The organism is Mycobacterium sp. NGS62, from assembly GCF_059812285.1.
The window spans coordinates 18,903-44,843 of sequence record NZ_JCALCK010000014.1 but is presented as its reverse complement, the minus strand read 5'-3'; the positions used below and the strand labels follow the sequence as shown (position 1 = coordinate 44,843).

The window sequence follows — 25,941 nt, the reverse complement described above, 5'->3', positions numbered from 1 at the left end:
CTCAGCCGAAGTGCACGCCCTGCGCAAGCGGCAATTGGTCGGAGTAGTTGATGGTGTTGGTGGCCCGGCGCATGTAGGCCTTCCATGCGTCCGACCCGGACTCACGTCCGCCGCCGGTGTGCTTCTCGCCGCCGAATGCGCCGCCGATCTCTGCGCCGGACGTGCCGATGTTGACGTTGGTGATGCCGCAGTCCGACCCGTCGATGAAGCGCTCTGCTTCGCGCATGTCGGTGGTGAAAATTGATGACGAAAGCCCTTGCGGGACAGCATTGTTCAAGGAGATGGCGTCGTCGAGATCATCATAGGTCAGCGTGTAGAGAATCGGCGCGAACGTTTCGGTCGCCACGATCGCCGTCGGCGAGGGCATCCGCACGACGGCGGGCGCAACGTAATACGCACCGGGCGGTCCGACATCGTGGCGCTCACCGCCGATCACCTCGCCGCCGTCGACCCGCGCCTGGTCCAGGGCGCCCACCATGTCGCGGTAGGCGGTTTCGTGGATCAGGGGTCCGACCAGGGTGGCACTGTCGGACGGATCGCCGATCGACAGCTGACGGTAGGCCGAGACGACCCGCTCAAAAACCTCGTCGGCGATCGAGCTGTGGACGATCAGCCGGCGCAGGCTGGTGCAGCGTTGCCCGGCCGTACCGGCGGCGGCGAACACGATGGCGCGCAGCGCCAAATCCAGGTCGGCTGACGGCGTCACGATCGCGGCGTTGTTGCCGCCCAACTCCAGGAGCGCCCGGCCGAACCGCTGCGCGACCCGTGGCCCGACCCGCCGACCCATCCGCACCGAACCGGTCGCCGACAGCAGCGCGACGCGCTCGTCGTCGACCAATTGCTCGCCGACCTCAGGACCACCCAGGGCCAGGCGGCTGGCCTCAGGTGGCGCCCCGACATCGCCGGCTGCGCGTTCAACCAGCGCCTGGCAGGCCAGCGCGGTCAACGGGGTCAGTTCCGACGGTTTCCACACCACGGTGTCGCCGCACACCAACGCCACCGCGGTGTTCCAGGCCCACACTGCAACCGGGAAGTTGAACGCGGTGATCACACCGACCACGCCGAGCGGATGCCAGGTTTCCATCAGCCGATGGCCCGGCCGTTCGGAAGCGATGGTGCGGCCGTACAGCTGACGCGACAACCCGACGGCGAACTGGCAGACGTCGATCATCTCCTGCACCTCGCCCAGCGCCTCGGCGGTGATCTTGCCGGTCTCGACGGTCACCAGGGCGGCGAGTGCTTCCTTGTGCGCGGTGAGCAACTCGCCGAGGCGCCCCACCAACGCGCCCCGCACCGGCGGCGGGGTGGCACGCCACGCCGGAAACGCCCGGGCGGCAGTCGCGACCACACTTTCGACATCGTCGGTCTGGGCGACGGTGAACAGTACCTCGCCGGTGATGGGAGTGCTGGCCGGCAAGCCGGACCCGCCCGGCTCGTCAAGCGTCGGCGAGGCGCCGATAGCGGCCAATGCGCGGTGCACTCGGGTGCGCAATTCATCGGCGGTGGGCAGTGTCATCGGGGCGGTCTCCTGTGCGGTTGCGTCGTAGCGTGCGGCGCCGGTCGGCAGGGACGTTTACCCCTTCCGACCACTGGGTATAACCGCTCCCGCGCGTGAGCGCGACGGAGTCGGGTATGGCTGACTACGACCGGATGTAACTGATGCGACCGATCGGACGATGGATCTAGAGCAGCCGAACGCAGGATCGAGGTTCAGGATGCAGATACCGCGCCAACGGTCACGTGGCGACCATATCGAGCAGCATGACGGCGACATTGGGTCGGCCGTCCGATTCGCGGTGTTGGCGGGGGCCGCTGCGGTGGGTTTTTTCATCGTCGCCGCCTTGTGGGTCAGCACCTGTACCGGTCCGCTGGCTGTCGACACCGCGGCGTGCGGCGCGCCGCAGCGCACGTTGCTGGCGTTCGGCGCACCGGCGATCCTGCTGGCCGGTGGGTTTTGGGCATTTTTGCGCACGTACCGCGTGTGGCGTGATCGTCGAACGTGGTGGGCATGGCAGGGCGCCGGATGGTTCCTGTTGGTGCTGATGGTCCTGACTCTGACGATGGGCGTCCCGCCGATCGTCGGCCCCGCGTTGGCCGGCTGAGGGCTGTTGGCTCAGGTCGCGGGCTGGTGCGGTCGGCCGTCGCGGTGCGCAACGTGCCACTGCTGGTCGATGCGGACCACGCGGCGACGCTCCACGACGAACCACAGCGCCCCGGTCACCGTGCCGAGCACGGCGACGAGCACTGTTGTGCCGAGCCACTCGTAATGCTGGTAAGCGGCGGCTGCCGCAGTGCTGATCATCCCGGCTACCGCAACGGCCAGCAGGATAAATCCGGGCCAGAACAGGTTGTCCTTCATAGACATACCAGCGTGGGGCTGGGTGGTACGGAAGTGATCGCTCGGATCGTGATGCCTGTCTCCCATCATCGCGCCTTCCGTCGTAGGACGAGACAAACACAATGCTAGTCAGTTCGAGCCGGCCTCGTCGCGGGCGAGCAACTCGGGCACCATGATCGCCCCCACCGTGGTCACGAGCCACACCACAACGGTGGTGGCAACCCAGGATGTCGTGTCGGAGATATCGAGCCCGCGTGTCACAGCCGCGGCAATGATCAATGCGACCACAGTCAGTGCCAGGCCGGTGGCCCCCAGCACCAGCGACGCATAGGCGCGGGGCAACCTCAAAATCCACCAGGACAGGACCGCCTGCGCTATCGAGAACACCACGATGGCGACGATGAACCCCGGCACCGACACCGAAACACCCGGCACCACCCACGCCGCCACCAGCAGTCCAATCGCCCACGCGGCCAGCAGCACAACAGCTCGCAGCAGAACTTGGCGGATAGTGACGCTCATGGCAATAAGCCTAAGTCCCGCGGCGCGGCCGGCGAAGGCTTACTACCGGTACTCCTCGCGGTCGTCATCGTCGCCGCCGACGATTTCCTGGTGCTGCTCTTGCCAGTCGGAGGTATTCGCCTCTACCGGCGGGATTTCGCCCTCGAGCACGCTCGGCACGGATGTGGTTTCCTGGTCCTGCTCGACGGCGTCGGCGACGGGAACTTCGTCGGATTTGTCGTCGCGGTCGTCCATCACATTCTCCTGGGTTTTATTCGCCGCAGCGAAGGGGTATCAAGTCTGCACAATGATGACTTCGACGGCATCCAGCAACGATGCGAAAACGCGGCTACGCCAGCATCGGAGACAGGATCACAAACGCGATGACGTAGATTCCCACTGCGACCAGAATCAAGACGACCAGCGTGATAACGGCAATCAGCGCAGTGCGCCGAAGTCGGCGCGTGCGGGGAGTTTCCGTCGTCTCAGCCTCGTCCATGGCGGCTGGAATACCCGGCGGTGGCCATGACTAACCGGCTCCAACGCGGGGGTAGTCTCAGTCGAACCATGCCGGGAGGGCAGATGACCACTACCGATGTGCCGGGCAACACCCAGCAACGGAGTGACCGCGCCATTGAGCTTCGGGTCGCCGCACGCTTGGAGAACCTTGCCGTGCTGCGCACTCTGGTCGGCGCGGTCGGCACTTTTGAGGACCTCGACTTCGATGCAGTCGCCGACCTTCGACTGGCGGTGGATGAGGTGTGCACCCGGTTGATCCGGTCTGCCGCCGACGACGCGTCGTTGGTGCTGGTGGTCGATCCGCGCGACGACGAGTTGGTGGTGCAGGCGTCGGCGGCCTGCCAGACCGCGGAGGTGGTGACCCCCGGGAGCTTCAGCTGGCATGTGCTGACCTCGCTGGCTGATGACGTGCAGACGTTCCACGACGGGCGAGCCCAAGATGGCTCCGGCGGGGTGTTCGGCATCACGCTGACTACGCGACGGGCGGGCTCCGCCAGGTGACACCGCGAGCTGTCGGCGGTTCGAGCTCGAGGCCCAACGAATACGCCGACGTTCCCGACATGTTCCGTGAACTGGTCAGTTTGACGGCCGATTCACCGGAATCCCAGCGTCAGCGGGACAAGATCGTCGAACGGTGCCTGCCGCTGGCCGATCACATCGCCCGGCGGTTCGAGGGCCGGGGCGAACCACGCGACGACCTGGTCCAGGTTGCGCGGGTCGGGCTGGTCAATGCTGTCGTCCGCTTCGATGTCGAAGCGGGGTCGGATTTCGTCTCGTTCGCGGTCCCGACCATCATGGGCGAAGTTCGGCGCCATTTCCGGGACAACAGTTGGTCGGTCAAGGTGCCCCGACGGCTCAAGGAGCTCCATCTACGGCTGGGCACCGCTACCGCCGACCTTTCACAGCGGCTGGGCCGCGCACCCACCGCCACGGAGTTGGCCGAAGAATTGGATATGGACCGCACCGAGGTCATCGAAGGCCTGGTGGCGGGCAGCTCGTACAACACGCTGTCCATCGACAGCGGCGGCGGCAGTGGTGATGAAGACGCCCGCGCCATCGCCGACACGCTCGGCGATGTCGACACCGGCCTGGAGCGAATCGAGAACCGTGAATCGTTGCGTCCGTTGCTGGATGCGCTGCCCGAACGTGAGCGAACGGTGTTGGTGCTCAGGTTCTTCGAGTCGATGACGCAGACGCAGATCGCCGAGCGCGTCGGCATCTCACAGATGCACGTGTCGCGGCTGCTCGCGAAATCCCTAGCGCGCCTGCGGGATCAGCTGGAGTAACCGCTGCGGCTCGTCATCGTCGGTGGCCAGGCCAGCCGCCGACGAATCCGTGGTCGGCAGTGTGTTGTCCGGATCGCAGATCCGCAGCAACCTGGAAACCGCGGGACCGGGCACGACGGCCCACTCCACATCGGCGCCAGCGCACCTGACGTTGATTGTGTGCAGCGCTGAAAAGCCTGCTGTGCCAAAGAATTCCAGGCCAGTCAAGTCCACGATCACTCGCTTGGCATGAGCGGAGCAACGCTGTACATAATTGGCGAGCTGATAGGCGTTGGACGCGTCGAGTTCACCGTAGGCACCGATTACGGCGACCGACGACACCCACTGAGCGGTGAATCGGACGGTGTGGGTTTCCCACGGTTGGGACGGAAATACGGCGTCTGCTGCAGCGGTGCTGCTCTCAACGCGTCTGTTCTTCGCGGAAGACATGGTGACTCCATCAGTCGACGAGTGTTCGTGCTGTGGATCACGTCAGGCGGTTTTGATGCCCCCTCACGGCGGGCGGCCGAGCCTCCCGCACGTCATTGACGCTTTTCCGGGCGGCTGTTAACTCAACCTGGTGATGAACACTACTCCCGCCCTGTCGGGTCGACAACGACCTGAGAGCGATTCTCAGAATCCCTGGTCACTGCGGGTTCGACGGCAGTGTCATCGCGAAGCGCCGCACCGACGCGCTGCCCGCCGCCGCCGGCTGGTCGTGGGTTGCGCGGGTTCGGGTGCGGATCTCACCGGTCGCCGGATCGAGCTTGACTTCGGCCAGCATCTCGCCCGTCGTCGGTTCGCATACCGCCCACGTGTAGCAGCTGTCCGATGCCCACTGGGCGGCACTGCGTTCGATGTAGTCGGGGTCAGTGACCCCGAGCTCGGCCAGCACCGGTCGGTCGTCGATCCGGTCGTCCGCTCGGAGTGCCCGCAGATACCATGTGCCGGCATTGATTTCGATGGGGTCTATGTCCGGCTCCTCGGTATCAGCCCGCGAGCTACTTGATCTCGGCGAGCACCGTGCCCTGGGTGATCGCGGCACCGGCCTCGACGGCCAGCTCGGTGATCGTCCCGTCCTTGTGCGCGGTGACCGGGTTCTCCATCTTCATCGCTTCCAGCACCACCACCAGGTCACCGGCAGTGACTTCCTGGCCCTCTTCGACGGCGACTTTCACCACGGTGCCCTGCATCGGCGCGGTCACCGCGTCACCGGAGGCCGCGGCGCCGGAGAGGGCGCCACGCTTGCGTGGCTTGGGCTTCTTTCGAATGACGCCCGCCGTGTCGCCACCACCGTTAGACAACGCCAGATCGGCCGGCAACGACACCTCGAGTCGGCGGCCGCCGACCTCGACGACCACCTTTTGGCGCGGACGGGCATCCTCGTCGTCGAGCGGCTCGCCGCCGGTGAACGGTTCGACGGTGTTGTTCCATTCGGTCTCGATCCAGCGGGTGTGCACCGAGAAGCCGTCATCGTCGCCGATGAACGCGGGGTCGGAGACCACTGCGCGGTGGAACGGGATCACGGTGGCCAGCCCCTCGACGTGGAATTCGTCCAGCGCGCGGCGAGCCCGGGCCAGCGCCTCCTGACGGCTGGCGCCGTAGACGATCAGCTTGGACAGCATCGAGTCGAACTGACCGCCGATCACCGAACCGGCTTCGACGCCGGAGTCCAGCCGGACGCCGGGCCCGGTCGGGATGTCGTACCGGTTGACCGGGCCGGGCGCCGGCAGGAAGCCGCGGCCGGCGTCCTCGCCGTTGATCCGGAACTCGATGGCATGCCCACGCGGGGTTGGGTCTTCGGTGATGTCCAGCTTTTCGCCGTTGGCGATCTTGAACTGCTGTAACACCAGGTCGATGCCGGCGGTCTCCTCGGTAACCGGGTGCTCGACCTGCAGCCGGGTGTTCACCTCGAGGAACGAGATCAGCCCGTCTTGGCCGACCAGGTATTCGACGGTGCCGGCTCCGTAGTAGTGGGCTTCCTTGCAGATCCGCTTGGCCGACTCGTGGATCTCCTTGCGCTGCGCGTCGGTCAGGAACGGCGCCGGCGCCTCCTCGACCAGCTTCTGGAAGCGGCGCTGCAGCGAGCAGTCCCGGGTTCCGGCGACGACGACGTTGCCGTGCTGGTCAGCGATCACCTGCGCCTCGACGTGGCGGGGCTTGTCCAGGTAGCGCTCGACGAAACATTCGCCGCGCCCGAAGGCCGCGACGGCCTCGCGGGTGGCCGACTCGAACAGTTCGGGAATCTCCTCGATGGTGCGGGCGACCTTCATGCCCTTGCCGCCGCCGCCGAACGCGGCCTTGATCGCGACCGGCACCCCGTACTCCTGGGCGAAGGCCACCACCTCGTCGGCGTCCTTCACCGGATCGGGAGTGCCGGGCACCAGCGGGGCCTGCGCGCGGGCGGCGATGTGGCGGGCGGTCACCTTGTCACCGAGGTCGCGGATCGACTGCGGGCTGGGGCCGATCCAGATCAGGCCGGCGTCGATGACCGCCTGAGCGAAATCAGCGTTCTCCGAAAGGAATCCGTAGCCGGGGTGGATGGCGTTGGCGCCCGACTTCGCGGCGGCCTCCAGGATCTTGTCGAACACCAGGTAGGACTCCGCCGAGGTCTGCCCCCCGAGCGCGAACGCCTCGTCGGCCAGCCGTACGTGCGGCGCGTCGGCGTCGGGTTCGGCGTACACCGCGACGCTGGGCAGGCCGGCGTCTCTGGCCGCCCGGATCACCCGGACCGCGATCTCCCCGCGATTGGCGACGAGAACCTTGGCGATCTTCGAGCTGGCGTGACTGGGCACTGCGCCTCCTGTATGGCTGGACGTCTGTCGATCTTTAAGAGATTTTCTTACAAGTCTGTCGGGGGGAAGTTTAAGCGTCGCGGTGTGGCGCCGAACCAGCCGGTGCCCCATTGGACTCGCGCAGCCGCCGCTTGATCCGGGCCAGGATCGCCGACATGCCGCGCAACCGCAGCGGGCTGATCAACGCCGCCAGCCCCAGATCGGTGTAGAAATCATCGGGCACCGCCAAGATGTCGGCGGCGGGTTGCTCGTCGAGCCCGGCCGCCAGGATCGAGGCGAACCCGCGGGTAGTGGGGGATTCGGCCGGCGCACTGAAATGCAGCCGCACTCGGTCGGGGTCATGAGCGTCGACGTGCAGGAACAGTGGGGTTTGGCACTCGGGCACCGGTTCCATCGCCGCTTCCTGCAGATCAACCGGCAAGGCCGGTAAGTCATTGGCGAATTCCAGTAACAACTGCAGCTTGTCCTGGCCCTGGACTTCAGCGAAGTCGGACACCACCTCGGCCAGCGGCGCGGGCATGCTCATCAGACCGGTACGGCTCCGGGTTGCTCGCCGGCGACGATCGGCACCCGCACGGTGTTGCCCCATTCGGTCCAGGAGCCGTCATAGTTACGCACGCCCGGGATACCGAGCAGATGAGTCAACACGAACCAGGTGTGGCTCGACCGTTCACCGATGCGGCAATACACGATCGTCTTGTCGTCCGGCTCGATGAACCCGTAGAGCTGCTCGAGCTCCTCGCGGCTGCGGAACCGGCCGCTGTCATCGGCGGCTTTGGCCCACGGAATCGACACCGCGCTGGGAATGTGGCCGGCCCGCAGCGCACCCTCCTCGGGATAGTCGGGCATGTGGGTGCGCTCGCCGGTGTACTCCTGTGGCGAGCGGACGTCGATCAGCGGGCCGGAACCCAACGCGTCCAGGACGTCGTCTTTGTAGGCGCGGATGGGTGCGTCGTTGCGTTGCACGACGGGATAACCGGTCGACGTCTTGGACGGGACATCCAGCGTGGTCTCCCGGCCGTCGGACAGCCACAGGTCGCGCCCGCCGTTGAGCAGCCGGACGTCCGGGTGGCCGAACAGCGTGAAGACCCACAGCGCATACGCGGCCCACCAGTTGCTCTTGTCCCCGTAGATCACCACGGTGTCGTCGCGCGCAATGCCCTTGCGGTTCATCAAGTCGGCGAACTGCTCGCCGGTGATGTAGTCCCGCACCCGGGGGTCGTTGAGGTCGGTGTGCCAGTCGATCTTGACTGCGCCGGGGATATGACCGACGTCGTAGAGCAGCACGTCCTCGTCGGATTCGACGATTACCAGGCCGGGTTTGCCCATGTTGCCGGCCAGCCAGTCGGCGGTGACCAACCGTTCCGGGTGGGCATAGGCGCTCAGGGTGGGGCTGGGATCTGCTGGTAGCGGCACGGCATTGAGCCTACCGTCGTGGCGCGTCGCCGGCGTCAGACGCTCAGCGCAACCTCGTAGGCCACCGCGAAGCGGCGGGCATCTGGCCTCGGCCGGAACAGCGCGCCGCCATTGGGGCACCAGCTGACCACCCGCAGAAGTCGCTTGCCCGGCGACAACTGGTCTCGCACAACGTTGGCCAGTGCGGCTCGGAGCTGTTCGGTGTCATAGCGGTCGATATCCCGCGACACGGGCACGTTCCACATCGTCTCTTCCACCGGCATGGGTCCAGTGTCCGCGGCGCTGCCCGCCAAGCGCGCAACCACGTCCGGCGCGCCCGGTCACGGTTGCGTCACGGCCGGGCGGCGCGCCGAAATCGACGGTAGAGCGCAAAAGTGCGAGAATTTCGGCGCTAACGTCGATCTCGACGAGTGGTCAAGCCCACAGGGCGCTGACGGACAACCCGACGCGCTGCAACAACCGGCGGGTCAACGGCAGGCTGATGCCGATGACCGTCGATGGATCGCCCTCGATCCGGTCGACGAACCAGCCACCGAGCCCATCGATCGTGAAGCCGCCGGCGACGCGCAGCGGCTCGCCGCTATCGATGTACGTCTGCAGGTCCGCTTGCTGAGGTCTAGCGAAATGCACTGTGGTGCACGATGGTTCGACTTCGCATGCGGCGATGGCGCCGTCGTGCAGGCGGACCAGGCAGTGGCCGGTGTGTAGCTGGCCGGGCCGGCCGCCCATCGAATGCCATTGGGCTTGTGCGGCATCGGCCGAGCCCGGTTTGCCGACCAGCCGGCCATCGACGTCCAGCATCGAATCACAGCCGATGACAACACAATCCGCGGCGACGGAAGCCTCCAGGCTATTGACCACCTGCTCGGCCTTGGCTCGGGCCAGCGCGCAGACAACTTCAGCGGATGAGGCATCTGATGGCAGCCCGGCCATGACGGCGTCCTCGTCGACGCCGGAGACCACGACCAGCGGCTCGATGCCGGCCTGGCGCAGCACATTGAGCCGGCCGGGCGAGGCGGACCCGAGCACCACCCGGGTCATCGGCGCATGTGCGTCCGTTCCAGCAGCGTCACCCGCTGCCAGCTGTACACCGGGTAGCGCAGCTTGTCGATGGGCAGCCCCCACCGGCTGCGCTGGGGCTGCACCGCCTCGGGTGCGCCGCCGCCGGCGCTGCCCAATACCGCGATCAGCGCGGCCAATTCCTCGTCGGTCGGGTTGCCCTTGAGCACCGCGATATGCGGCTCGTGTGCATGCTCCTGGTCGCTCATCTCGGTCCCGTCGGTCACAGCGGAATGTTTCCGTGCTTCTTGGGCGGCGTCTGGGCGATCTTGCGTTCCAGCAGCCGCAGCGCGGTCGCCACGTAGCCGCGGGTGTGCGACGGCGGAATCACCGCGTCGACGTAGCCGCGCTCGGCGGCAACGTAGGGGTTGACCAGAGTGTCCTCATACTCCTGCTGCAGCTGTAAGCGCAGCGCATCAACATCCCGGCCGTCCTCGCCCGCTTCCTTCAGCTGCTGGCGGTAGACGAACCCGACCGCGCCCGAGGCGCCCATCACTGCGATCTGCGCCGTCGGCCAGGCCACGCAGACGTCGGCGCCCATATCTTTGGAGCCCATAACGCAGTAGGCGCCGCCGTAGGCCTTGCGGGTGATCACGGTGATCTTGGCGACGGTGGCCTCACCGTAGGCGTACAGCAGCTTCGCGCCGCGGCGGATGATGCCGTTGTACTCCTGGCCGGTGCCCGGCAGAAAGCCCGGCACGTCGACCAGCATGACAATCGGGATGTTGAAGCAGTCGCAGGTCCGCACGAAGCGGGCCGCCTTCTCCGAGGCGTTGATGTCCAGGCAACCGGCGAACTGGGTGGGCTGGTTGGCCACGATCCCGACCGGTCGGCCGTCCACGCGGCCGAACCCGACCACGATGTTCTGCGCGTAACCGGCCTGCACCTCGCAGAACTCGTCGTCGTCGAGGATTCGGGTGATCACCTCGTGCATGTCGTAGGGCTGGTTCGGCGAGTCCGGGATCAGCGTGTCCAGCTCGGTGTCCTCGTCGGTGAGGTTGTCTTCGATGGCACCCTCGGGGATCGGCACCGGGTAGCGCGGCGGGTCGGTGAAGTTGTTGGGCGGCAGGTAGCTCAGCAGCTCGCGGACGTAGTCGAAAGCGTCCTGCTCGCCGGAGGCCACATAGTGCGCCAGGCCGGACTTGGACATGTGGGTGTGCGCCCCGCCCAGCTCCTCCATCGTGACGTCCTCACCGGTGACCGTCTTGATCACGTCCGGGCCGGTGATGAACATCTGGCTGGTCTGGTCGACCATCACGACGAAGTCGGTCAGCGCGGGGGAGTAGACGTGCCCACCGGCCGCGGCGCCCATGATCAGCGAGATCTGCGGGATCACACCCGAAGCTTGGATGTTGCGGTGGAAGATCCGGCTGTAGAGCCCCAGCGAGACGACACCCTCTTGGATGCGCGCGCCGGCGCCGTCGTTGATGCCGATCAGCGGGCGGCCGGTCTTGATCGCCAGCTCCTGCACCTTGACGATCTTCTCCCCGTACACCTCGCCGAGGCTGCCGCCGAACACCGTGACGTCCTGGCTGAAGACGCACACGTCCCGGCCGTCGATAGTGCCGTAGCCGGTGACGACACCGTCGCCGACCGGCCGCTTCTCACCGAGCCCGAAGTTGGTGCTGCGGTGCTTGGCCAGTGCGTCGAGTTCGACGAACGAGTCCTCGTCGAGCAGCGCGGTGATGCGCTCGCGGGCGGTCAGCTTGCCCTTGGCGTGCACCTTCTCGACTGCGGCCTCACCGACCGGGTGCAGCGTCTCGTTGGCCCGCTTGCGCAGTTCGGCCAGCTTGCCGGCGGTGGTGTGGATGTCGATCTCGTGCTCAGCAGCCGCTTCGACATGGCTCTCGGAAACGCTCGTCATGGGTGACGAGCTTAGCCGCGCTCGATCGATGGGCCGAATTGCGGGCATGCCGGTCGGCGCGTTGATTCTGCGTTCACCAGGCAGTCCACTCGCACATTTGCCTGGTAGCCGCAGACTCAACGTGAAAAAATCGCCGGATGGACGCTGACCTGCCGCGGCCGCCGCTAGACGCGGCGGTGATCGGCGGTGGGCTGATCGGGCCGGAGCTGGCATGGCGTCGGCTCGACGTGGTCGCCGAGACCGGCTCCACCAACGCCGACCTACTGGCCCGGTCGGCCGCCGGTGAAGACATCAACGGGTCGGTGTTGCTGGCCGAATATCAGAACGCCGGTCGCGGGCGCCATGGCCGGCAGTGGTCGGCACCGCCACGCACTCAGGTCGCCTTATCTGTGGGCGTCGACGGTTCCTCGGTGCCCCGGTCGGGTTGGGGTTGGCTGCCGCTGGCTACCGGTGTTGCCGTCGTCGACGCGCTGGCCGCAGAAGCCGACGTCGCCGCGGGCCTCAAGTGGCCCAACGACGTGCTGGTCGGCGACGGCAAGCTGGCGGGGATTCTCGCCGAAGTTGCCGCGCCGGCGGCGGCGATCGTCGTCGGGCTGGGCCTTAACGTGACACTGACGGCGGCGGAAGCACCCGACCCGGTGGCCACCTCGCTGCTGATGACGGGATCGGCAGTTGATCGAAATGCATTGGCCCACCGCATACTTCGCGAACTGGCCAGTCGAATCGATGCTTGGCGAGCCGCCGGCGGCGCCGACCCGAAGCTGTTGGCTGACTACCAGCGCTACAGCGTGACGTTGGGTTCACGAGTGCGGGCGCTGCTGCCCGGCGATCGGGAGGTCGTCGGCGTGGCCCAGGGCATCGACGAGTTGGGCCGACTGTGCGTGGACACCGGTGCTCAGACCGTGGCGGTCTCGGCCGGAGACATCACGCATCTGCGTTCCGCCGTCTAGAGTGCTGCCGTGGGTTACCCCGATAACGTGCTGGCCGGCGACGAACAGGTGGTGTTGCATCGACACCCGCACTGGAAGCGGCTGATCGGCGCGGTCCTCGTCCTGCTGCTGGCCACGGCGCTGGCGTCATTCGTCGCCGCCGTTGTCAGCACTACCGATTGGGATCGCAACGCCAAGAACATCATCTTCGCGGTCATCTGGGCGATCTGGCTGGTGGTTGTCGGCTGGCTGACGCTGTGGCCGTTCCTGACCTGGTTGACCACCCATTTCGTGATCACCGACCGGCGGGTGATGTTTCGCCACGGAGTGTTGAGCCGCAGCGGAATCGACATTCCGCTGGCCCGCATCAACAGCGTGGAATTCCGGCACGGCATCGTCGATCGGATCTTGCGCACTGGGACGCTGATCATCGAGTCGGCGTCACAGGATCCGTTGGAGTTCTACGACATTCCGCGCGTGGAGCAAGTCCACGCGCTGCTGTATCACGAGGTCTTCGACACCCTCGGGTCCGAGGAATCGCCGAGTTGAGAAAACCGGCTGCGGCGTGATCGCCAGGCGCGCAGCGGCGTAACGGTGCCGCCGCCCTCGATGTTGTTCTCGAGCGCCTCGGCGATCCCGCCGGCGGTGAGAGTGGATTCCAGCGCCTGATCCGCGGTTCGGCCGAACTCGTCGGGGAATACCCAGCGCCGGAACGCCCAGAACCGGAATCCCATCTGCAGCAGATTGCCGATGATGTAAGCCGAGATGAAGTCGGCGATGTTCTCCACCGTCAGCGAGACGTGCGGCACCCGCAGCTCCAGGATGTAGCTGGAGAACCACAGCGGCGCCATGGACAGCAGTACGCCGACACCGCTGAACACGAAGAACAACAGCGCCTCGTGGTGGCGTTCCCGTCCGCCGCGCTGCCGGAAGCTCCATTCCCTGTTCAGGATGTAGGACGCGATGACTGCGACGATGCCGGCGATGACCTTGGCGGTCACCGGCTTGGGCTCCAGAATCGTCAACTTGAGGGTGTAGAAGATCGCGGAGTCGATGATGAATGTGGTGGCCCCGACAATGGCGAACTTGATGAGTTCGTGATGGCGTTCCGCATACGGTCGGATCAGCCGCGGCAACCGCTCGATCGTGGCATCGGCAAAGGACACAGTGTCGCAGTGTACGTTTTGTCGGTTACTGGCGCGTCACGACTGTGTCGCCACCGTCAAATACCGCGGTCAGCCGCCATGACACCATGATGGCCGTGCCAAGTACTCCCTCTACTCCGCCGGTGGTCGCGATGGTCGGCGGCGGCCAGCTGGCCCGGATGACCCATCAGGCCGCGATCGCGCTGGGCCAGACGCTGCGGGTGCTGGCCGCCGACGCCGACGACCCCGCCGCCCAAGTCAGCCCCGACGTGGTGATCGGTTCACATACCGATCTCGACGACCTGCGCCGCGTGGCGGCCGGGGCCAACGCGTTGACCTTCGACCACGAGCATGTCCCGACCGAGCTGCTGGACAAGCTGGTCGGCGAGGGCGTCAACGTGGCGCCGCCGCCGCAGGCGCTGGTGCATGCGCAAGACAAGCTCGTGATGCGGCGCCGGCTGGCGGAATTGGGGGCGCCGGTGCCGCGCTTCGCCGCGGTCGGCGGGCTCGACGACCTGGATGCGTTCGCCGCCCGGGTCGACGGCCCGGTGGTGGTCAAGGCGGCCCGCGGCGGCTACGACGGGCGCGGGGTGCGGATGGCCGCCGATCTGGCGCAGGCTCGGGAGATCACCCGGGACATTCTGGACTCCGGCGTGCCGGTGCTGGTCGAGGAGCGGGTCGCGATGCGGCGCGAACTGTCGGCGCTGGTGGCCCGCTCGCCGTTCGGTCAGGGTGCGGCGTGGCCGGTGGTGGAAACCGTGCAGCGCGACGGTATCTGTGTGGAGGTGATCGCACCGGCGCCGGAGTTGCCGGCCGACGTCGGCATCGGGGCGCAGGAGTTGGCGCTGCGGCTGGCGGCCGAGCTCGGGGTTGTCGGCGTGCTGGCCGTCGAGCTGTTCGAGACGACCGGCGGGGCCCTGCTGGTCAACGAGTTGGCGATGCGGCCGCACAACTCCGGGCACTGGACCATGGATGGCGCCCGGACCAGCCAGTTCGAACAGCATCTGCGCGCGGTGCTGGACTATCCGCTCGGCGACACCGACGCCACGGTCCCGCTGACGGTGATGGCCAACGTGTTGGGAGCGGCACAGACGCCGACGATGACCGTCGACGAACGACTGCACCACTTGTTCGCGCGGATGCCCGAAGCCCGGGTCCACCTGTACGGGAAAGGCGAACGGCCGGGCCGCAAGATCGGCCACGTCAACTTCCTGGGCTCTGACATGGCCGAGCTGGCGACGCTGCGGGAACGCGCCGGGCTGGCGGCACACTGGTTATCACATGCGCAGTGGACGGACGGATGGAACCCACATGGCTAACGAGGCGAATCAGCCCCGGGTCGGCGTGATCATGGGCAGCGACAGCGACTGGTCGGTAATGCGTGACGCCGCCGACGCGCTGGCCGAATTCGACGTGTCCTACGAGGTGGGGGTGGTCTCGGCGCATCGCACGCCCGAGCGGATGTTCGACTACGCCCGGGGTGCGGCCGACCGCGGCATCGAGGTGATCATCGCCGGCGCCGGTGGCGCCGCCCACCTGCCGGGCATGGTCGCGTCGGCCACCCCGTTGCCGGTGATCGGGGTGCCGGTGCCGCTGGCGCGGCTCGACGGCCTGGACTCGCTGCTGTCGATCGTGCAGATGCCGGCAGGGGTGCCGGTGGCCACGGTGTCCATCGGCGGCGCCCGTAATGCCGGCCTGCTGGCCGTGCGCGTTCTCGGGGCGCGCGATCCGGCGCTGCGCAGCCGGATCGTCGCCTTCCAGCAGGAGCTGGCGGAGGCGGTGCGGATCAAGGACGAAAAGCTGCAGGGTAAAGTTACCGACCAGTAGCCCGGCGAGAACGCGGGCCGAGGCGGCCCGCGGTGGAGCCGGGCAATCGAGCACTGTGCAGGAGGTCGGTATGGCTGGATGGGCCGGAAATCCATCATTTGATCTGTTCAAGTTGCCCGAGGAGCACGACGAGCTACGGGCAGCGATTCGTGCTTTGGCGGAAAAAGAAATCGCTCCCTACGCCGCCGAGGTCGACGAGGAGTCGCGGTTCCCAGAAGAAGCACTAGTGGCGCTGAATTCCTCCGGTTTCAACGCCATCCACATTCCCGAGGAATACGGCGGTCAGGGGGCCGACGCGGTGGCCACCTGCATCGTGATCGAGGAGGTGGCGCGGGTCTGCGCATCGTCGTCACTGATTCCGGCGGTCAACAAGCTGGGCACCATGGGGCTGATCCTGCAGGGTTCGGAGGAGTTGAAGAAACAGGTGCTGCCGAGCTTGGCCACCGACGGGGCGATGGCGTCGTACGCACTCAGCGAGCGCGAGGCCGGCAGTGACGCGGCGTCGATGAAAACCCGGGCCAAAGCCGACGGCGACGATTGGATTCTCAACGGCGCCAAGTGCTGGATCACCAACGGCGGCAAGTCGACCTGGTACACCGTGATGGCGGTGACCGATCCGGACAAGGGCGCCAAAGGTATCTCGGCGTTCATGGTGCACAAGGACGACGACGGGTTTGTCATCGGGCCCAAGGAAAAGAAGATGGGCATCAAGGGATCGCCCACCACCGAGCTGTATTTCGAGGACTGCCGCATCCCGGGCGATCGCATCATCGGTGAGCCCGGCACCGGGTTGAAGACCGCGCTGCAGACCCTCGACCACACCCGCCCCACCGTCGGAGCGCAGGCGGTGGGCGTCGCGCAGGGCGCGCTGGACGCAACGGTGGCTTATACCAAGGACCGCAAGCAGTTTGGCAAGTCGATCTCGGAGTTCCAGGGGGTGCAGTTCGAGCTGGCCGACATGGCGATGAAAGTCGAAGCCGCCCGATTGATCGTCTATACCGCCGCTGCTCGCGCCGAACGCGGCGAGCCCAATCTCGGATTCATCTCCGCGGCCGCAAAGTGTTTCGCCTCCGACACCGCGATGGACGTGACGGAGTCGTCGGTGCAACTCTTCGGCGGCGCCGGCTACACCACCGACTTCCCGGTCGAACGGTTCATGCGGGACGCCAAGATCACCCAGATCTACGAGGGCACCAACCAGATTCAGCGGGTGGTGATGTCACGCGCGTTGCTGCGCTGATTTGTCATGCACTCGACCATCGACAGACGAGTCTCCGCCGCGTTGCCGGGTCCGTCAAGAGGGGCTATCGTCCATGATTGTGGACGATAGCGCCAAAGATCCGGCGATCGTTCTGCCCTACCTGGTCGGCAGGTCGCTGGCGGCTACCGAGGTCTACGAAGCATTCGGCTACCGCAAGTCCGCCTACTACAAGGCGGCTCGCGAGGGCCGGCTGGTCACCGCCGACAACCTGATCAAGGCGGCTAAGTATTTCGGGTTGAACCCGGTTGAACTGCAGGTTCGCTACGGGTTGATCGAGCCGGAATCGGTCGCCGAGTTCGTCGAGTCGGAGCGCCGCCTGCCCAGAATGCGTGAACTCTATCCCGACCCCAACAGTCCGCCGGTCTAAGCGGCGCTGCTGGGGACCACCTGATGATAAAAACCACCCTCATCACCGCCACTCTGGCTGCGATCGTGTACAGCCTGTGGATTCGCCGCCACACCTGGCGATCCAGTTGGGAAGCCGGCGCGACCCTCAACGTCGCGCTGCAGGGCTGCGCTGTGCTGCTGATGTCGCAGTGGGCGGCGGCCGTTCTCGGGCCGCCCCTGCACCGCATCTTCGGGCTGTGGAACGTGCAACATCTGCTCGGGCACATTTGCTGGATCTTCGCGGTGGCCGCGATCATCCAGCATGGGCTGGCCCGGCTCGCCAACGAAACCCACGTCCGCGGACTGCTGCGCAAATTCGTGGCACGCCCGTTGTGGTTGGGTGTTCCGCTGCTGGTGGCGGTGTTCGTCATCGCCGACGAGCGCCATCACCCCGACATGTTCGCTGCCCCGGTCACCGACGTCTGGCTAGGGGTCTACTGGCTGGTGCTGGGCGGGCTGCTGATCTACCTGCTCGGCTATGCCGTTCAGGTGCTTCTGATCCTGCGGAGCGACCCCCGCTCCACGTCGACAGTCGACCTCTACCTGATCTCGGCCGGGTTTGGGGTGGTGGCTCACGTGATCCAGATCGGCACGGCCTGGGCACATATCGATGTCGCTTTGCCTGTCTGGTTGTGCGCCTGCCTGGGCGCAATCGGCTTCGCCTATGGATCCGCCCGGTCCTGGCAGGCCAAGGTTGCCTGGTTCAAGCCCGGCACCTAACGCACCTGCGTCCCGGCTGAGGCACAGCGCTGATCGGCCTATCCGGCCGGCAGCGGGCGCGCCATCACGCTGTGGCGGAAGCCGTAGCGTTGGCCGATGTCTCCGCCGGCCTGCCGGCCCGAACCCGGAAGAAACGGTATTCCGCGGAGCAGGCCGTTTGCCTTACCGCCCCCGTCGGCGCTAACGACAGGCGGCGCCGCACTGGTCACGTTTGTCGCAGGAGCTGCCGCCGCCCAAGCCTGCGGCACCGATAACCTGCCGACCGCACCCGCGTTGCCCGACCCCGCCGACACCCCGGCTGACCCCCCTGCCGGCATCAGGCCGCCGCCACCCAGGTATCCGCCCAGACCGGGAAGGCGGCCCACCGCGGCCTCAGCTCCTTTGCTGCTGGCGGCCGCTGGGAGCGTGCCCTCAAAGATCTTCATGAAATGGTCGTAGTCGCCCATCTGGTAATAGGTCGACTTCAATAGAGTGGTGTAGACGTCGTTCCTCAAGAACTTCCACAGTTCTTTCGCGGACATGCCGGATGACTCCGACGATGCAGTCAGGGTGGGCGACGCCATCGTCTGCAGGGCGGAGGACACCGATGGCATGGGCTGCGCGCTCGTGTCGGCGGCGTGGGCGACGGCCGCCGCTTGGCCGGCCTGTGCCGCCGGGTTGGTGGTGGGCGGTGGCTGGTCGAAGGTGGTCAACGCTGACGCGGCCGCCGACGCGCCGGCGTAGCCATACATCGCAGTCGCATCCTGGGCCCACATTTCGGCGTAGTGAGCCTCGGTCGCCGCGATAGCCGGGGAGTTTTGACCGAAGAAGTTCGTCGCGACCAACATCATCAGTTGGGCGCGATTGGCCGCAATCACCGGCGGTGGCACCGTCATCGCAAATGCCGTCTCGTAGGCTATTGCGGCCGAGTTCGCCTGGACAGCCGCCTGCACAGCCTGCCCAGCGGTAGCGTTCAGCCAAGCCACATAGGGTGCCGCACCAGCTGCCATCGACGTCGACGCCGGACCCGACCACAGGCCACTGAGCTCGGCGATCGCCGCGCCGTAGCAGGCTGCTGTGGTGTACAGCTCGGTGGCCAGCCCGTCCCAGGCCGCGGCGGCCGCCAACATCGGTCCCGAGCCGGGGCCGAAGTACATCCGGCCAGAGTTGACCTCCGGCGGTAGTGCGCCGTAATCCACTAGTTGGTCCCCCCGTATGACCGACGCTTGGCGTCACTGCCCAGCACGTTGATGGCCGTTGCCGACATCTCCGGCTTTGTCGTCACGGATGTGATGCCCTTCCTCGCTGCTCGCAACAGCGACGATCTACTACCTGATACATAAGTCCATCTACGAAGATAGAAGTCCTCAGACACCACCAAGAGTGCACTTTCATGAACAATCGGAATCAAGAGATGAACACTCGTTATTGGTAGTGCACTGTCGGCCACCGGCCATCTAACGTCGCTAACGAGCGGCTTCGTGAAGGTCGCTGAAGGCCCTAGAGACCGAATCACTGAGGAGAAAACCAACGTGGCGTTCGTGGAAACCCAGCCGGAAGTGTTATCTGCTGCGGCCCGCAATCTGGCCGCTATCGGTGCGGCGGTGTCCGCGCAGAATGCGGCTGCGGCGGGCCCAACGACGGGAGTGGTTCCGCCGGCAGCCGATGAGATCTCGGCGCTGATGGCGGCGCAGTTCGCCACGCACGCCCGGATGTATCAGGCGGCCAGTGTCCAAGCCGCGGCAGTTCACGAGATGTTTGTGAACATGCTGGGTGTCAGCGGCGGCTCGTACGCGGCCACCGAAGCCGCCAACGCCGTCGCGGCCAGCTGAGGCGAAGCAATGCTTGATTTCGGGGCGCTACCGCCAGAGATCAACTCGGCTCGCATGTATACGGGCTCGGGGTCGGCGGGGATGATGGCCGCCGCGTCCTCTTGGAGGTGGCTGGCCGGCGAATTGGAGTCCGCCGCCATCGACTACGACCGGGTAATCACACAACTCACCAGTGAATGGCGCGGCCCGGCGTCGGCGCAGATGGCCGCCGCGGCCGCACCCTATATCGCATGGATGAGCAGTACCGCCGGGCAAGCCGAGCAGGCCGCCGCTCAGGCCAGGGCCGCCGCGGCCGCTTACGAGACAGCGTTCGCAGCGACGGTGCCCCCGCCGCTGATCGAGGCGAACCGCCTCCAGCTGACACAGGCGGTGTCGACCAACGTTCTCGGTCAAAACATGCCGATCATCGCGCAACTGGAAGCGCAATACGGTGAGATGTGGGCCCAAGATGCTGGCGTGATGTACGGTTACGCCGGTCAAGTCGCGCCCGCCACCAAGGTGACGCCGTTCACCGGTCCGGCGCAAACCACCAATCCCGCCGGACAAGGCATGCAGGCAGCCGCGGTAACCCACGCCGCTGCCACATCGGCCGGCACCGGCGCGCAGTCAGCCGAGTCGCAGCTGCTGTCGTCGGTGCCACCCGCGGTGCAGACCCTCGCGAGCCCAGCGGCATCGAGCGCCGCCGCCACTCCATCCGCGGCGTCGATCGGCGACGTGCTGGCAGCGAACCCGATAATCGGCTTGTGGAAGGACTATGCAAGTCCTGTCCAGAACACCCTGGCGATGATGTATCGCGCTACCGGCATGTCGACCCACTTTCTCTCACTGCAAAAGGCTCTGGCGCCGGCCGCCAAGGCCGCCAGCGACGGCGCCAAAGCCGCGGCGGGCCTACCCGGTTTAGGGGGAATGCTGGGCGGCCTGGGGGGCGGTGCGCCCGTCGCGGCGGGCCTGGGTGCTGCCAGCCCGGTCGGCGGCCTTTCCGTGCCGCCCGCCTGGGGCGCGGCGGCGGGCGCGGCGGCGGCCCCCGGAGCGCCGCCGCTACCGGTCAGCGCCATCACCGCCACGCCGGAGACGGCAGCGGGAGGCAATCTGATGGGTGGGATGCCACTGGCGGGCGCGGGTGCCGGCGCGAGTGGCGCCGGCCCGCGATACGGGTTCCGGCCCACCGTCATGCTGCGCCCCCCGTTCGCCGGATAACCGCCGATTCAGTAAGGCGGTTCCCGCTGGGCGGCCAGAAACTCGTCGTTGTGCGCGCCCAACGCCGGCGGCGGCGCTGTCACCGCCGCGCCGAAGGAGGCGTAGCGCGCCGGTGTGCGCAGCACCACGACAGCCTCGTCGCCGCCGCCGACCGGCAATGCGAGATCATTCTCGGTGAACAGCGGAGTGTCGACAACCTGCTTCCAGGTGTAGGGCAGGCAGGCCATGATGCCGTTGGCGCACAACAATTCGACCCACTCGGCCGCCGGTTTGGTGCTCAACGCGGCTTCCAATTCATCGGTGAGCTCGCCGTAGTTGATCGACCGCGAGCGCTGGTCGGCGAACCGCTCGTCGTCGAGAAGATCGGGTCGGCCGATCGTATGACACAGCAGCTCCCAGTGTTTGGGCACGTAGGCGCTGATGACGATATACCCGTCGGCGGTGCGGAACGCGTCGGACGGCTGGGTGGCGAAGCCAACACCCTTGCGCCGCTTGGTTTTCGACGCCGGCAGATCACTGGGCCGGTTGAGATGCACCATCAGCTGATTAGCCTGCAGCCCCACCGCGACGTCGTACATCGCGACGCGGACGATGTCGGCGACGCCGTGCCGCTCGCGGTTGAGTAGTGCGGCAAGTATGGCTTGCGCCAGGACGTGGCCGCTGGCGTTGTCGACAAGCTGAAACGGGATGATCTGCGGCTTGCCGTCCGCCGTGCGCATTCCCGACGTCATCCCGGCTTCGGCGGCGACCATCAGGTCGACACCCGGCCGGTTGCCGTGCGGCCCGTTGCCGCCGTATGCCGACAGTCGGGCATAGATCAGTTTCGGGTTGCGCGACTGCAGTTCGTCTGGCCCCAGGCCGAGTTTCTCCATGACGCCGGGCCGAAATCCTTCCAGGACAACATCGGCCGTGTCGGCCAGGCGCAGGACCTGCTGCTTGGCTTCGGCGGTGCTCAAATCCACGCACACCGACTTCTTGCCCCGGTTGTTGGGCAGGAAATACGTTGCCAGCGGCGGACGCCCGGGCAGAACCGAGGTGATGTGCCGGCCCGCCTCGCCGGCGGGCGCCTCGATTTTGATGACCTCGGCACCCAGGTCGGCCATTATCTGGCCGGCCAGCGGGCCCGCTACATTCTGGGTGAAATCGAGTACCCGATACCCGTCGAGAGGTTTGGGGCTACCGCTGCTCACGAGCCCGGCCCAACACGGCGGCGCAGTAGTAGTTCTGGCTGTCGGCGCTGAGCATCGGTAATCCGCTGTCGGCCAGTAGCTGATTGGAGGGTGTGCGATCCGTGCGCCAGCCCCGGCCGTCCAAATAGGTCGCCACGTCATTGCGCTCGGCGGGGTAGCCCAAGTTGTCGATGTGCACATCCAGGCCGTGCTCGTACCACTTGTGGGTTGCGGCTTGCTGTGCTTGCACGGATTCGGGGGAGTTCAGGAAAATCTCGACGACCGCTCGGCTGCCTTCGGCGCTGAGCCCAGTGATGTTGTCCAGCAAGCGGTCCTGGGCTTCCGGCGGCAGGAACGCGACCAGCCCCTCGGCGATCCAGGCGGTGGGCCTCGCGGGATCGAAGCCCGCCTGCTGCAGCGCCGCCGGCCAATCGTGGCGCAGATCGATGGGTACCGTCCGCAGGTCGACCGTCGGCTGGTCGCCGAGCGCGGCCAGGGTGGCGGCCTTGAATTCGAGGACCTGCGGTTGGTCGATCTCGAACACCAACATTCCCGACGGCCAGGACAGTCGATAGCCGCGCGCGTCGAGGCCGGAAGCCAAAATGACCGCCTGGCGGATACCGGCTGCGCCCGCGTCGGCGAAGAACCTGTCGATGAAGCGGGTGCGCACCGCCAGTAGGTGGGTCATCGGCTGCATGCCCCAGGGCAGGTCGGGAATGTCGACCTCAGCGGAGTCGAGTTCGCCGGTGGCCCACCGGGTGAAAAAGTCGATGCCGACCGCGCGCACCAACGGTTCGGCGAACCGGTCGTCGATGAACCCGTTCGTGGTGGCGCGCGCCCGACCGGCGGCCACCATCGTGGCGGTGGCCCCCACGCTGCTGGCCAGGTCCCAGGTGTCGTTGTCAGTGCGCGCCATGCTGAGCAGCGTAACGAGCCCTTAAGATCGTCTGGTGACCGTCTCCCACCCGCACCATCCCCCCGCCCTGGCCGGCGACACCTGCGGCGAACGGGACGCCGGATGGCATCGGGGCGCCCGGTGGGCGCGACGGCTGGCCTGGGTCAGCATGCTGGCGATGCTCGCCGAGGGTGCGCTGGGGTTGTGGCAGGGCCTGGCGGTCGGCTCGATCGCGCTGACCGGCTGGGCATTGGGCAGTGCCCCCGAAGGCCTGGCCAGTGCGATGGTGGTGTGGCGGTTCAGCGGCTCCCGCACGCTCTCGGCAACCGCCGAGCGGCGCGCCCAAATCGGCGTCGCAGTGTCCTTTTGGCTCGCTGCCCCGTACATCGCCGCGGAATCGGTACGCCACCTGCTCGAGGAGCACCACGCCGAGACGTCGGTGATCGGTATCGCGGTGACGGCGGTCGCCTTGGTGCTGATGCCGACCCTGGGCCGCGTCAAACATCGACTGGCGGTGCGGTTGCACTCAGCGGCCACCGCAGGCGAAGGCACCCAGAACTACCTGTGCGGGGCCCAGGCGGCCGCGGTGCTGGTCGGACTTGCGATCACAGCGGCCTGGCCGGGCGGTTGGTGGCTCGACCCCGCGATCGGCCTGGGTATCGCCGTCGCGGCGGTGTGGCAGGGTATTCGATCTTGGCGCGGGGAGAATTGCAGCTGCTGAATCGGCGTCAGCCGTGCCGAAAGCCTTTGTCGGCGCGGTCCAGCGGGTCGGGCCCGAGTCCCAGGTATTCGGCCCGCAGCCGGTCCCACCGATGAGCCTCGAGGGGGCCGGTGGCTTTAGCGGCCGGGGGATCGGGGGGTAGGCGAACAGCGTGGTCACGCGGGTTTTGTCGGTATCGTTGCGTAGCGTTCGGGTCGTGTCCGGTGGGCGGTTTCGTTGCACGTCGGGAGGCGTGTGTTTGCTGGGCCTACATCTGGTGTGGTGCCCGAAGTATCGGCGCGGGGTGTTGGGCGGGCGGGTCGCCCGCCGCCTGGACGAACTGATCGAGCAGATCGCCGACGAGCGCGGTTGGCAGATCGTGGCTCACGACGTGATGCCCGATCACGTGCGCCTGTTGGTGCGGGTCGGTCCTACCGACGCCCCGGCGTCGGTGGTGCGCGCGTTCAAGGGGCGCACCGCACGAGTGCTCCGCGAAGAGTTCTTGCACCTGCGGAATTTCGCAAAGGTGTTGTGGTCACCGGCGTACTTGGCCGCCTCGGTCGGCTGTGTCTGGGAGACGACGGTCCGCCGCTACATCGAACACCAGTGGGATGCGGTGCTGGCGTCGTGAGTCAACAGGTCAAGTTCACCCGCGTCCGCGTGCACGGCAGCGCCGTGTACCTGGGTGATGTCAGAGGGCCGGATGGCGCCCAGATGCCGGTGTGGTCGGCCAACCCGGATGAGGTTGTGAGCTGGCTGTGTGATGGGTTCCGGTTTCGGTTCAATCAGCGCCGCTCGACCCGCTGCCGGTATGTGACCTGCCAGGACCGTGATGGCCAGAACGTCGTGGTGATCGATACTGTGGGTGAGCCGGTGTTGATGCCGATCGGGCGCACGGTCACCGACATCACCGACGCCCGGGCCCGCAAGGAGCATAGTTTTCTGGCGGCGATGCCGTCACTGGTGTTGGAGGCGACGCTGAAAACCGAAGCGACGGACTGGTTCTCGGCGACCAAACGCCGCAAAACCAACAACGCTAACGGGCGCAAGCCCGGGGCGATGCCCGGTTTCCGCCGTAAGAATTCCGATCAGCGGTTTGTGTGCTGGTTCAACGGTGGCCGTAACGCGGTGTTCACGAAGACGGGCCGCCGCTCTGGCATGGTGACGATCACCGGCGCCAACCCGAGAACGCACCGCGCACCGGGGCTGGGACGTGATGGTGAGCCGCACAAACTGGGCTGGAAGGTCACGCTGCATGTCCGGTTGTCGCAGCCGATCCGGCCCTACACCTCGGTGCGGGTGAACTGGACGCGCCGCGAGTTGGTGTTCGTCAACGAGCCGCTACCGGTGGCTGGCAAGGCCGGTACGGGTGGGGTGATCGGGCTTGATCGGGGGGTGGTTCACACCGCCGCCGATGACCGCGGCCGGTTCTATGACGCGCCTAACACCGCCGAGCTGGACAAGCAGCGGAAGTTTCATCAGCAGCGGATGGCCAAGTCGAAATTGATCGCCGCGCGGCAAGGCCGGCGTTTCTGGGAGTCGAGCCGCTACCAGGCGCACAAGGCCGCCGCCGCCAACCTGGCCGCGCGGCAGGCGCGGATCCGGGACGATTTCGCGCACAAACTCAGCACACAACTCGTGCGTGAGCATGACTTCATCGGGATCGAGAAACTGTCCTTAGAGCCCATGACCCGGCGCCGCCGGGGCAGCGGTGCGGCGGCCAAGCGTGGACTGAACCGGGTTTTGCAGAACGCCGCGTTGGCGCGGTTGGCCAAACACATCGAATACAAAGCCGAACTGGCCGGTGCTGCTCTGGTTGAGGTGCCGGCGGCCTACACCAGTCAGCGTTGCCATCAGTGCGGGCACACGTGCAAAGGAAACCGTGAAAGCCAAGCGGCGTTCCGTTGTCTGTCGTGTGCATGGACCGGCAACGCTGACACCAATGCCGCGGTGAACGTGCGTGAGGAAGCCATCGCGCGCTGGGCGGCGCACACCGGACAACTGGCTGGGACATCCGCGCAAGCGGGCGGCGTAGCCGTCAGCCAGGCGGGGAGCAAGAGTAAGACCGACCCCCATACGGGTCCGGCCCCTGGGCTGGCGGCATCTGCGATGAACCGCGAACCACCCAACGCCGCCTAACGGC

At 66.7% G+C, this 25,941-nt stretch carries 33 protein-coding genes; 15 read left to right on the top strand and 18 right to left on the bottom strand.

The features are described from left to right. Nucleotide 1: 1 nt before the first annotated feature. Nucleotides 2-1,516 carry an L-piperidine-6-carboxylate dehydrogenase gene (amaB, locus tag AC5Y49_RS22100; protein WP_499891247.1) on the bottom strand — a complete coding sequence of 505 codons (1,515 nt, stop codon included), beginning with the start codon at nucleotides 1,514-1,516 and terminating at the stop codon, nucleotides 2-4. Nucleotides 1,517-1,715: 199 nt separating this feature from the next. On the opposite strand from amaB, the gene AC5Y49_RS22095 reads away from it, so the two are divergent. Then, nucleotides 1,716-2,102 (top strand): hypothetical protein, encoded by a 387-nt coding sequence (locus tag AC5Y49_RS22095; protein ID WP_499891246.1) that lies wholly within the window; start codon nucleotides 1,716-1,718, stop codon nucleotides 2,100-2,102. Nucleotides 2,103-2,113: 11 nt separating this feature from the next. On the opposite strand, the gene usfY is transcribed toward AC5Y49_RS22095, so the two are convergent. The 4 genes from usfY to AC5Y49_RS22075 form a co-directional block, all read right to left on the bottom strand. Then, nucleotides 2,114-2,425, bottom strand: a complete 312-nt coding sequence (usfY, locus tag AC5Y49_RS22090) for a protein UsfY (protein WP_499891244.1) — start codon at nucleotides 2,423-2,425, stop codon at nucleotides 2,114-2,116. Between the two features lie 42 nt (nucleotides 2,426-2,467). Then, nucleotides 2,468-2,860: a hypothetical protein gene (locus tag AC5Y49_RS22085; protein WP_499891243.1), complete on the bottom strand. Its 393-nt coding sequence runs from the start codon at nucleotides 2,858-2,860 to the stop codon at nucleotides 2,468-2,470. A 42-nt stretch (nucleotides 2,861-2,902) separates the two neighbouring features. After that, a complete protein-coding gene (locus AC5Y49_RS22080) occupies nucleotides 2,903-3,094 on the bottom strand; it encodes a hypothetical protein (RefSeq protein WP_499891241.1) in 192 nt (63 codons plus the stop codon). Nucleotides 3,095-3,188: 94 nt separating this feature from the next. Beyond that, nucleotides 3,189-3,338 (bottom strand): hypothetical protein, encoded by a 150-nt coding sequence (locus AC5Y49_RS22075; protein WP_499891239.1) that lies wholly within the window; start codon nucleotides 3,336-3,338, stop codon nucleotides 3,189-3,191. 83 nt (nucleotides 3,339-3,421) lie between these two features. Here AC5Y49_RS22075 and AC5Y49_RS22070 point away from each other — a divergent pair, with 83 nt between their 5' ends. Further along, entirely contained in the window at nucleotides 3,422-3,859 is a 438-nt protein-coding gene (locus AC5Y49_RS22070) for an anti-sigma factor (protein WP_499891237.1), read from the top strand. Beyond that, nucleotides 3,856-4,644, top strand: coding sequence for an RNA polymerase sigma factor SigF (locus AC5Y49_RS22065; RefSeq protein ID WP_499891235.1), 789 nt, complete (start codon nucleotides 3,856-3,858; stop codon nucleotides 4,642-4,644). The genes AC5Y49_RS22070 and AC5Y49_RS22065 overlap by 4 nt, the downstream gene beginning before the upstream one ends. Here AC5Y49_RS22065 and AC5Y49_RS22060 read toward each other — a convergent pair. The 9 genes from AC5Y49_RS22060 to AC5Y49_RS22020 all read right to left on the bottom strand — a co-directional run bounded on the left by AC5Y49_RS22060 (nucleotide 4,615) and on the right by AC5Y49_RS22020 (nucleotide 11,757). After that, nucleotides 4,615-5,073 (bottom strand): STAS domain-containing protein, encoded by a 459-nt coding sequence (locus AC5Y49_RS22060; protein WP_499891233.1) that lies wholly within the window; start codon nucleotides 5,071-5,073, stop codon nucleotides 4,615-4,617. The two genes, AC5Y49_RS22065 and AC5Y49_RS22060, sit on opposite strands and share 30 nt — an antisense overlap. Nucleotides 5,074-5,269: 196 nt before the next feature. Beyond that, entirely contained in the window at nucleotides 5,270-5,596 is a 327-nt protein-coding gene (locus tag AC5Y49_RS22055) for a hypothetical protein (RefSeq protein WP_499891346.1), read from the bottom strand. 28 nt (nucleotides 5,597-5,624) lie between these two features. Beyond that, nucleotides 5,625-7,418 carry an acetyl/propionyl/methylcrotonyl-CoA carboxylase subunit alpha gene (locus AC5Y49_RS22050; RefSeq protein WP_499891231.1) on the bottom strand — a complete coding sequence of 598 codons (1,794 nt, stop codon included), beginning with the start codon at nucleotides 7,416-7,418 and terminating at the stop codon, nucleotides 5,625-5,627. A gap of 70 nt (nucleotides 7,419-7,488) precedes the next feature. Then, complete coding sequence (locus AC5Y49_RS22045; protein WP_499891229.1) at nucleotides 7,489-7,944, bottom strand: SufE family protein; 456 nt, start codon at nucleotides 7,942-7,944, stop codon at nucleotides 7,489-7,491. After that, nucleotides 7,944-8,834 (bottom strand): sulfurtransferase, encoded by an 891-nt coding sequence (locus AC5Y49_RS22040; protein WP_499891228.1) that lies wholly within the window; start codon nucleotides 8,832-8,834, stop codon nucleotides 7,944-7,946. Before AC5Y49_RS22040 ends, AC5Y49_RS22045 begins: the two co-directional genes overlap by 1 nt. 35 nt (nucleotides 8,835-8,869) lie before the next feature. Beyond that, nucleotides 8,870-9,097, bottom strand: coding sequence for a hypothetical protein (locus tag AC5Y49_RS22035; RefSeq protein ID WP_499891226.1), 228 nt, complete (start codon nucleotides 9,095-9,097; stop codon nucleotides 8,870-8,872). A 151-nt stretch (nucleotides 9,098-9,248) separates the two neighbouring features. After that, complete coding sequence (locus AC5Y49_RS22030; RefSeq protein ID WP_499891225.1) at nucleotides 9,249-9,875, bottom strand: Maf family protein; 627 nt, start codon at nucleotides 9,873-9,875, stop codon at nucleotides 9,249-9,251. Continuing rightward, complete coding sequence (locus tag AC5Y49_RS22025) at nucleotides 9,872-10,120, bottom strand: acyl-CoA carboxylase subunit epsilon (protein ID WP_499891223.1); 249 nt, start codon at nucleotides 10,118-10,120, stop codon at nucleotides 9,872-9,874. Before AC5Y49_RS22025 ends, AC5Y49_RS22030 begins: the two co-directional genes overlap by 4 nt. Then, nucleotides 10,117-11,757: an acyl-CoA carboxylase subunit beta gene (locus AC5Y49_RS22020; RefSeq protein WP_499891222.1), complete on the bottom strand. Its 1,641-nt coding sequence runs from the start codon at nucleotides 11,755-11,757 to the stop codon at nucleotides 10,117-10,119. Before AC5Y49_RS22020 ends, AC5Y49_RS22025 begins: the two co-directional genes overlap by 4 nt. 137 nt (nucleotides 11,758-11,894) lie before the next feature. Between AC5Y49_RS22020 and AC5Y49_RS22015 the strand changes: the two genes are divergently transcribed. Together AC5Y49_RS22015 and AC5Y49_RS22010 are read left to right on the top strand one after the other, a co-directional pair. Next, the gene (locus AC5Y49_RS22015) at nucleotides 11,895-12,707 is read left to right on the top strand and encodes a biotin--[acetyl-CoA-carboxylase] ligase (protein WP_499891220.1); all 813 of its coding nucleotides are present in this window, start codon (nucleotides 11,895-11,897) and stop codon (nucleotides 12,705-12,707) included. Between the two features lie 9 nt (nucleotides 12,708-12,716). Next, a complete protein-coding gene (locus tag AC5Y49_RS22010; protein ID WP_499891219.1) occupies nucleotides 12,717-13,235 on the top strand; it encodes a PH domain-containing protein in 519 nt (172 codons plus the stop codon). Here the strand turns inward: AC5Y49_RS22010 and AC5Y49_RS22005 are convergent. After that, a complete protein-coding gene (locus AC5Y49_RS22005) occupies nucleotides 13,190-13,852 on the bottom strand; it encodes a GtrA family protein (protein WP_499891216.1) in 663 nt (220 codons plus the stop codon). The two genes, AC5Y49_RS22010 and AC5Y49_RS22005, sit on opposite strands and share 46 nt — an antisense overlap. A gap of 86 nt (nucleotides 13,853-13,938) precedes the next feature. Between AC5Y49_RS22005 and AC5Y49_RS22000 the strand changes: the two genes are divergently transcribed. The 5 genes from AC5Y49_RS22000 to AC5Y49_RS21980 all read left to right on the top strand — a co-directional run bounded on the left by AC5Y49_RS22000 (nucleotide 13,939) and on the right by AC5Y49_RS21980 (nucleotide 18,026). Further along, on the top strand, nucleotides 13,939-15,150 hold the full coding sequence (locus AC5Y49_RS22000) for a 5-(carboxyamino)imidazole ribonucleotide synthase (protein ID WP_499891214.1): 1,212 nt from the start codon (nucleotides 13,939-13,941) through the stop codon (nucleotides 15,148-15,150). After that, the gene (gene purE / locus AC5Y49_RS21995; protein ID WP_499891212.1) at nucleotides 15,143-15,658 is read left to right on the top strand and encodes a 5-(carboxyamino)imidazole ribonucleotide mutase; all 516 of its coding nucleotides are present in this window, start codon (nucleotides 15,143-15,145) and stop codon (nucleotides 15,656-15,658) included. Before AC5Y49_RS22000 ends, purE begins: the two co-directional genes overlap by 8 nt. Before the next feature lie 70 nt (nucleotides 15,659-15,728). Next, nucleotides 15,729-16,898: an acyl-CoA dehydrogenase gene (locus tag AC5Y49_RS21990; protein ID WP_499891210.1), complete on the top strand. Its 1,170-nt coding sequence runs from the start codon at nucleotides 15,729-15,731 to the stop codon at nucleotides 16,896-16,898. Between the two features lie 79 nt (nucleotides 16,899-16,977). Next, nucleotides 16,978-17,286 carry a hypothetical protein gene (locus AC5Y49_RS21985; RefSeq protein WP_499891209.1) on the top strand — a complete coding sequence of 103 codons (309 nt, stop codon included), beginning with the start codon at nucleotides 16,978-16,980 and terminating at the stop codon, nucleotides 17,284-17,286. A gap of 23 nt (nucleotides 17,287-17,309) precedes the next feature. Further along, nucleotides 17,310-18,026: a hypothetical protein gene (locus AC5Y49_RS21980; RefSeq protein WP_499891208.1), complete on the top strand. Its 717-nt coding sequence runs from the start codon at nucleotides 17,310-17,312 to the stop codon at nucleotides 18,024-18,026. A 38-nt stretch (nucleotides 18,027-18,064) separates the two neighbouring features. Here the strand turns inward: AC5Y49_RS21980 and AC5Y49_RS21975 are convergent, their stop codons facing one another. Beyond that, nucleotides 18,065-19,204 carry a PPE family protein gene (locus tag AC5Y49_RS21975; protein WP_499891207.1) on the bottom strand — a complete coding sequence of 380 codons (1,140 nt, stop codon included), beginning with the start codon at nucleotides 19,202-19,204 and terminating at the stop codon, nucleotides 18,065-18,067. 333 nt (nucleotides 19,205-19,537) lie between these two features. Between AC5Y49_RS21975 and AC5Y49_RS21970 the strand changes: the two genes are divergently transcribed. Together AC5Y49_RS21970 and AC5Y49_RS21965 are read left to right on the top strand one after the other, a co-directional pair. Next, on the top strand, nucleotides 19,538-19,837 hold the full coding sequence (locus AC5Y49_RS21970) for a PE family protein (RefSeq protein WP_499891205.1): 300 nt from the start codon (nucleotides 19,538-19,540) through the stop codon (nucleotides 19,835-19,837). A 9-nt stretch (nucleotides 19,838-19,846) separates the two neighbouring features. Next, nucleotides 19,847-21,034 carry a PPE family protein gene (locus AC5Y49_RS21965; RefSeq protein WP_499891203.1) on the top strand — a complete coding sequence of 396 codons (1,188 nt, stop codon included), beginning with the start codon at nucleotides 19,847-19,849 and terminating at the stop codon, nucleotides 21,032-21,034. An 8-nt stretch (nucleotides 21,035-21,042) separates the two neighbouring features. Here the strand turns inward: AC5Y49_RS21965 and AC5Y49_RS21960 are convergent, their stop codons facing one another. Next, nucleotides 21,043-22,224, bottom strand: coding sequence for a CoA transferase (locus AC5Y49_RS21960; protein WP_499891201.1), 1,182 nt, complete (start codon nucleotides 22,222-22,224; stop codon nucleotides 21,043-21,045). Beyond that, a complete protein-coding gene (locus AC5Y49_RS21955) occupies nucleotides 22,211-23,119 on the bottom strand; it encodes a class I SAM-dependent methyltransferase (protein ID WP_499891199.1) in 909 nt (302 codons plus the stop codon). The genes AC5Y49_RS21960 and AC5Y49_RS21955 overlap by 14 nt, the downstream gene beginning before the upstream one ends. A 148-nt stretch (nucleotides 23,120-23,267) precedes the next feature. Here AC5Y49_RS21955 and AC5Y49_RS21950 point away from each other — a divergent pair, with 148 nt between their 5' ends. The 3 genes from AC5Y49_RS21950 to AC5Y49_RS21940 all read left to right on the top strand — a co-directional run bounded on the left by AC5Y49_RS21950 (nucleotide 23,268) and on the right by AC5Y49_RS21940 (nucleotide 25,937). Beyond that, a complete protein-coding gene (locus AC5Y49_RS21950) occupies nucleotides 23,268-23,819 on the top strand; it encodes a cation efflux transmembrane domain-containing protein (protein WP_499891344.1) in 552 nt (183 codons plus the stop codon). A 196-nt stretch (nucleotides 23,820-24,015) separates the two neighbouring features. After that, nucleotides 24,016-24,429, top strand: coding sequence for an IS200/IS605 family transposase (tnpA, locus tag AC5Y49_RS21945; protein ID WP_499891195.1), 414 nt, complete (start codon nucleotides 24,016-24,018; stop codon nucleotides 24,427-24,429). Continuing rightward, on the top strand, nucleotides 24,426-25,937 hold the full coding sequence (locus AC5Y49_RS21940; RefSeq protein ID WP_499891194.1) for an RNA-guided endonuclease InsQ/TnpB family protein: 1,512 nt from the start codon (nucleotides 24,426-24,428) through the stop codon (nucleotides 25,935-25,937). Before tnpA ends, AC5Y49_RS21940 begins: the two co-directional genes overlap by 4 nt. The last annotated feature ends 4 nt before the right edge of the window (nucleotides 25,938-25,941 follow it).

Bases quoted from the DNA above. Each gene is read 5' to 3' on its own strand.
- amaB (WP_499891247.1), bottom strand. From the start codon at position 1,516: ATGACACTGCCCACCGCCGATGAATTGCGCACCCGAGTGCACCGCGCA.
- AC5Y49_RS22095 (WP_499891246.1), top strand. From the start codon at position 1,716: ATGCAGATACCGCGCCAACGGTCACGTGGCGACCATATCGAGCAGCAT.
- usfY (WP_499891244.1), bottom strand. From the start codon at position 2,425: ATGGGAGACAGGCATCACGATCCGAGCGATCACTTCCGTACCACCCAG.
- AC5Y49_RS22085 (WP_499891243.1), bottom strand. From the start codon at position 2,860: ATGAGCGTCACTATCCGCCAAGTTCTGCTGCGAGCTGTTGTGCTGCTG.
- AC5Y49_RS22080 (WP_499891241.1), bottom strand. From the start codon at position 3,094: ATGGACGACCGCGACGACAAATCCGACGAAGTTCCCGTCGCCGACGCC.
- AC5Y49_RS22075 (WP_499891239.1), bottom strand. From the start codon at position 3,338: ATGGACGAGGCTGAGACGACGGAAACTCCCCGCACGCGCCGACTTCGG.
- AC5Y49_RS22070 (WP_499891237.1), top strand. From the start codon at position 3,422: ATGACCACTACCGATGTGCCGGGCAACACCCAGCAACGGAGTGACCGC.
- AC5Y49_RS22060 (WP_499891233.1), bottom strand. From the start codon at position 5,073: ATGTCTTCCGCGAAGAACAGACGCGTTGAGAGCAGCACCGCTGCAGCA.
- AC5Y49_RS22045 (WP_499891229.1), bottom strand. From the start codon at position 7,944: ATGAGCATGCCCGCGCCGCTGGCCGAGGTGGTGTCCGACTTCGCTGAA.
- AC5Y49_RS22035 (WP_499891226.1), bottom strand. From the start codon at position 9,097: ATGCCGGTGGAAGAGACGATGTGGAACGTGCCCGTGTCGCGGGATATC.
- AC5Y49_RS22030 (WP_499891225.1), bottom strand. From the start codon at position 9,875: ATGACCCGGGTGGTGCTCGGGTCCGCCTCGCCCGGCCGGCTCAATGTG.
- AC5Y49_RS22020 (WP_499891222.1), bottom strand. From the start codon at position 11,757: ATGACGAGCGTTTCCGAGAGCCATGTCGAAGCGGCTGCTGAGCACGAG.
- AC5Y49_RS22015 (WP_499891220.1), top strand. From the start codon at position 11,895: ATGGACGCTGACCTGCCGCGGCCGCCGCTAGACGCGGCGGTGATCGGC.
- AC5Y49_RS22000 (WP_499891214.1), top strand. From the start codon at position 13,939: ATGATGGCCGTGCCAAGTACTCCCTCTACTCCGCCGGTGGTCGCGATG.
- purE (WP_499891212.1), top strand. From the start codon at position 15,143: ATGGCTAACGAGGCGAATCAGCCCCGGGTCGGCGTGATCATGGGCAGC.
- AC5Y49_RS21990 (WP_499891210.1), top strand. From the start codon at position 15,729: ATGGCTGGATGGGCCGGAAATCCATCATTTGATCTGTTCAAGTTGCCC.
- AC5Y49_RS21980 (WP_499891208.1), top strand. From the start codon at position 17,310: ATGATAAAAACCACCCTCATCACCGCCACTCTGGCTGCGATCGTGTAC.
- AC5Y49_RS21965 (WP_499891203.1), top strand. From the start codon at position 19,847: ATGCTTGATTTCGGGGCGCTACCGCCAGAGATCAACTCGGCTCGCATG.
- AC5Y49_RS21955 (WP_499891199.1), bottom strand. From the start codon at position 23,119: ATGGCGCGCACTGACAACGACACCTGGGACCTGGCCAGCAGCGTGGGG.
- AC5Y49_RS21950 (WP_499891344.1), top strand. From the start codon at position 23,268: ATGCTGGCGATGCTCGCCGAGGGTGCGCTGGGGTTGTGGCAGGGCCTG.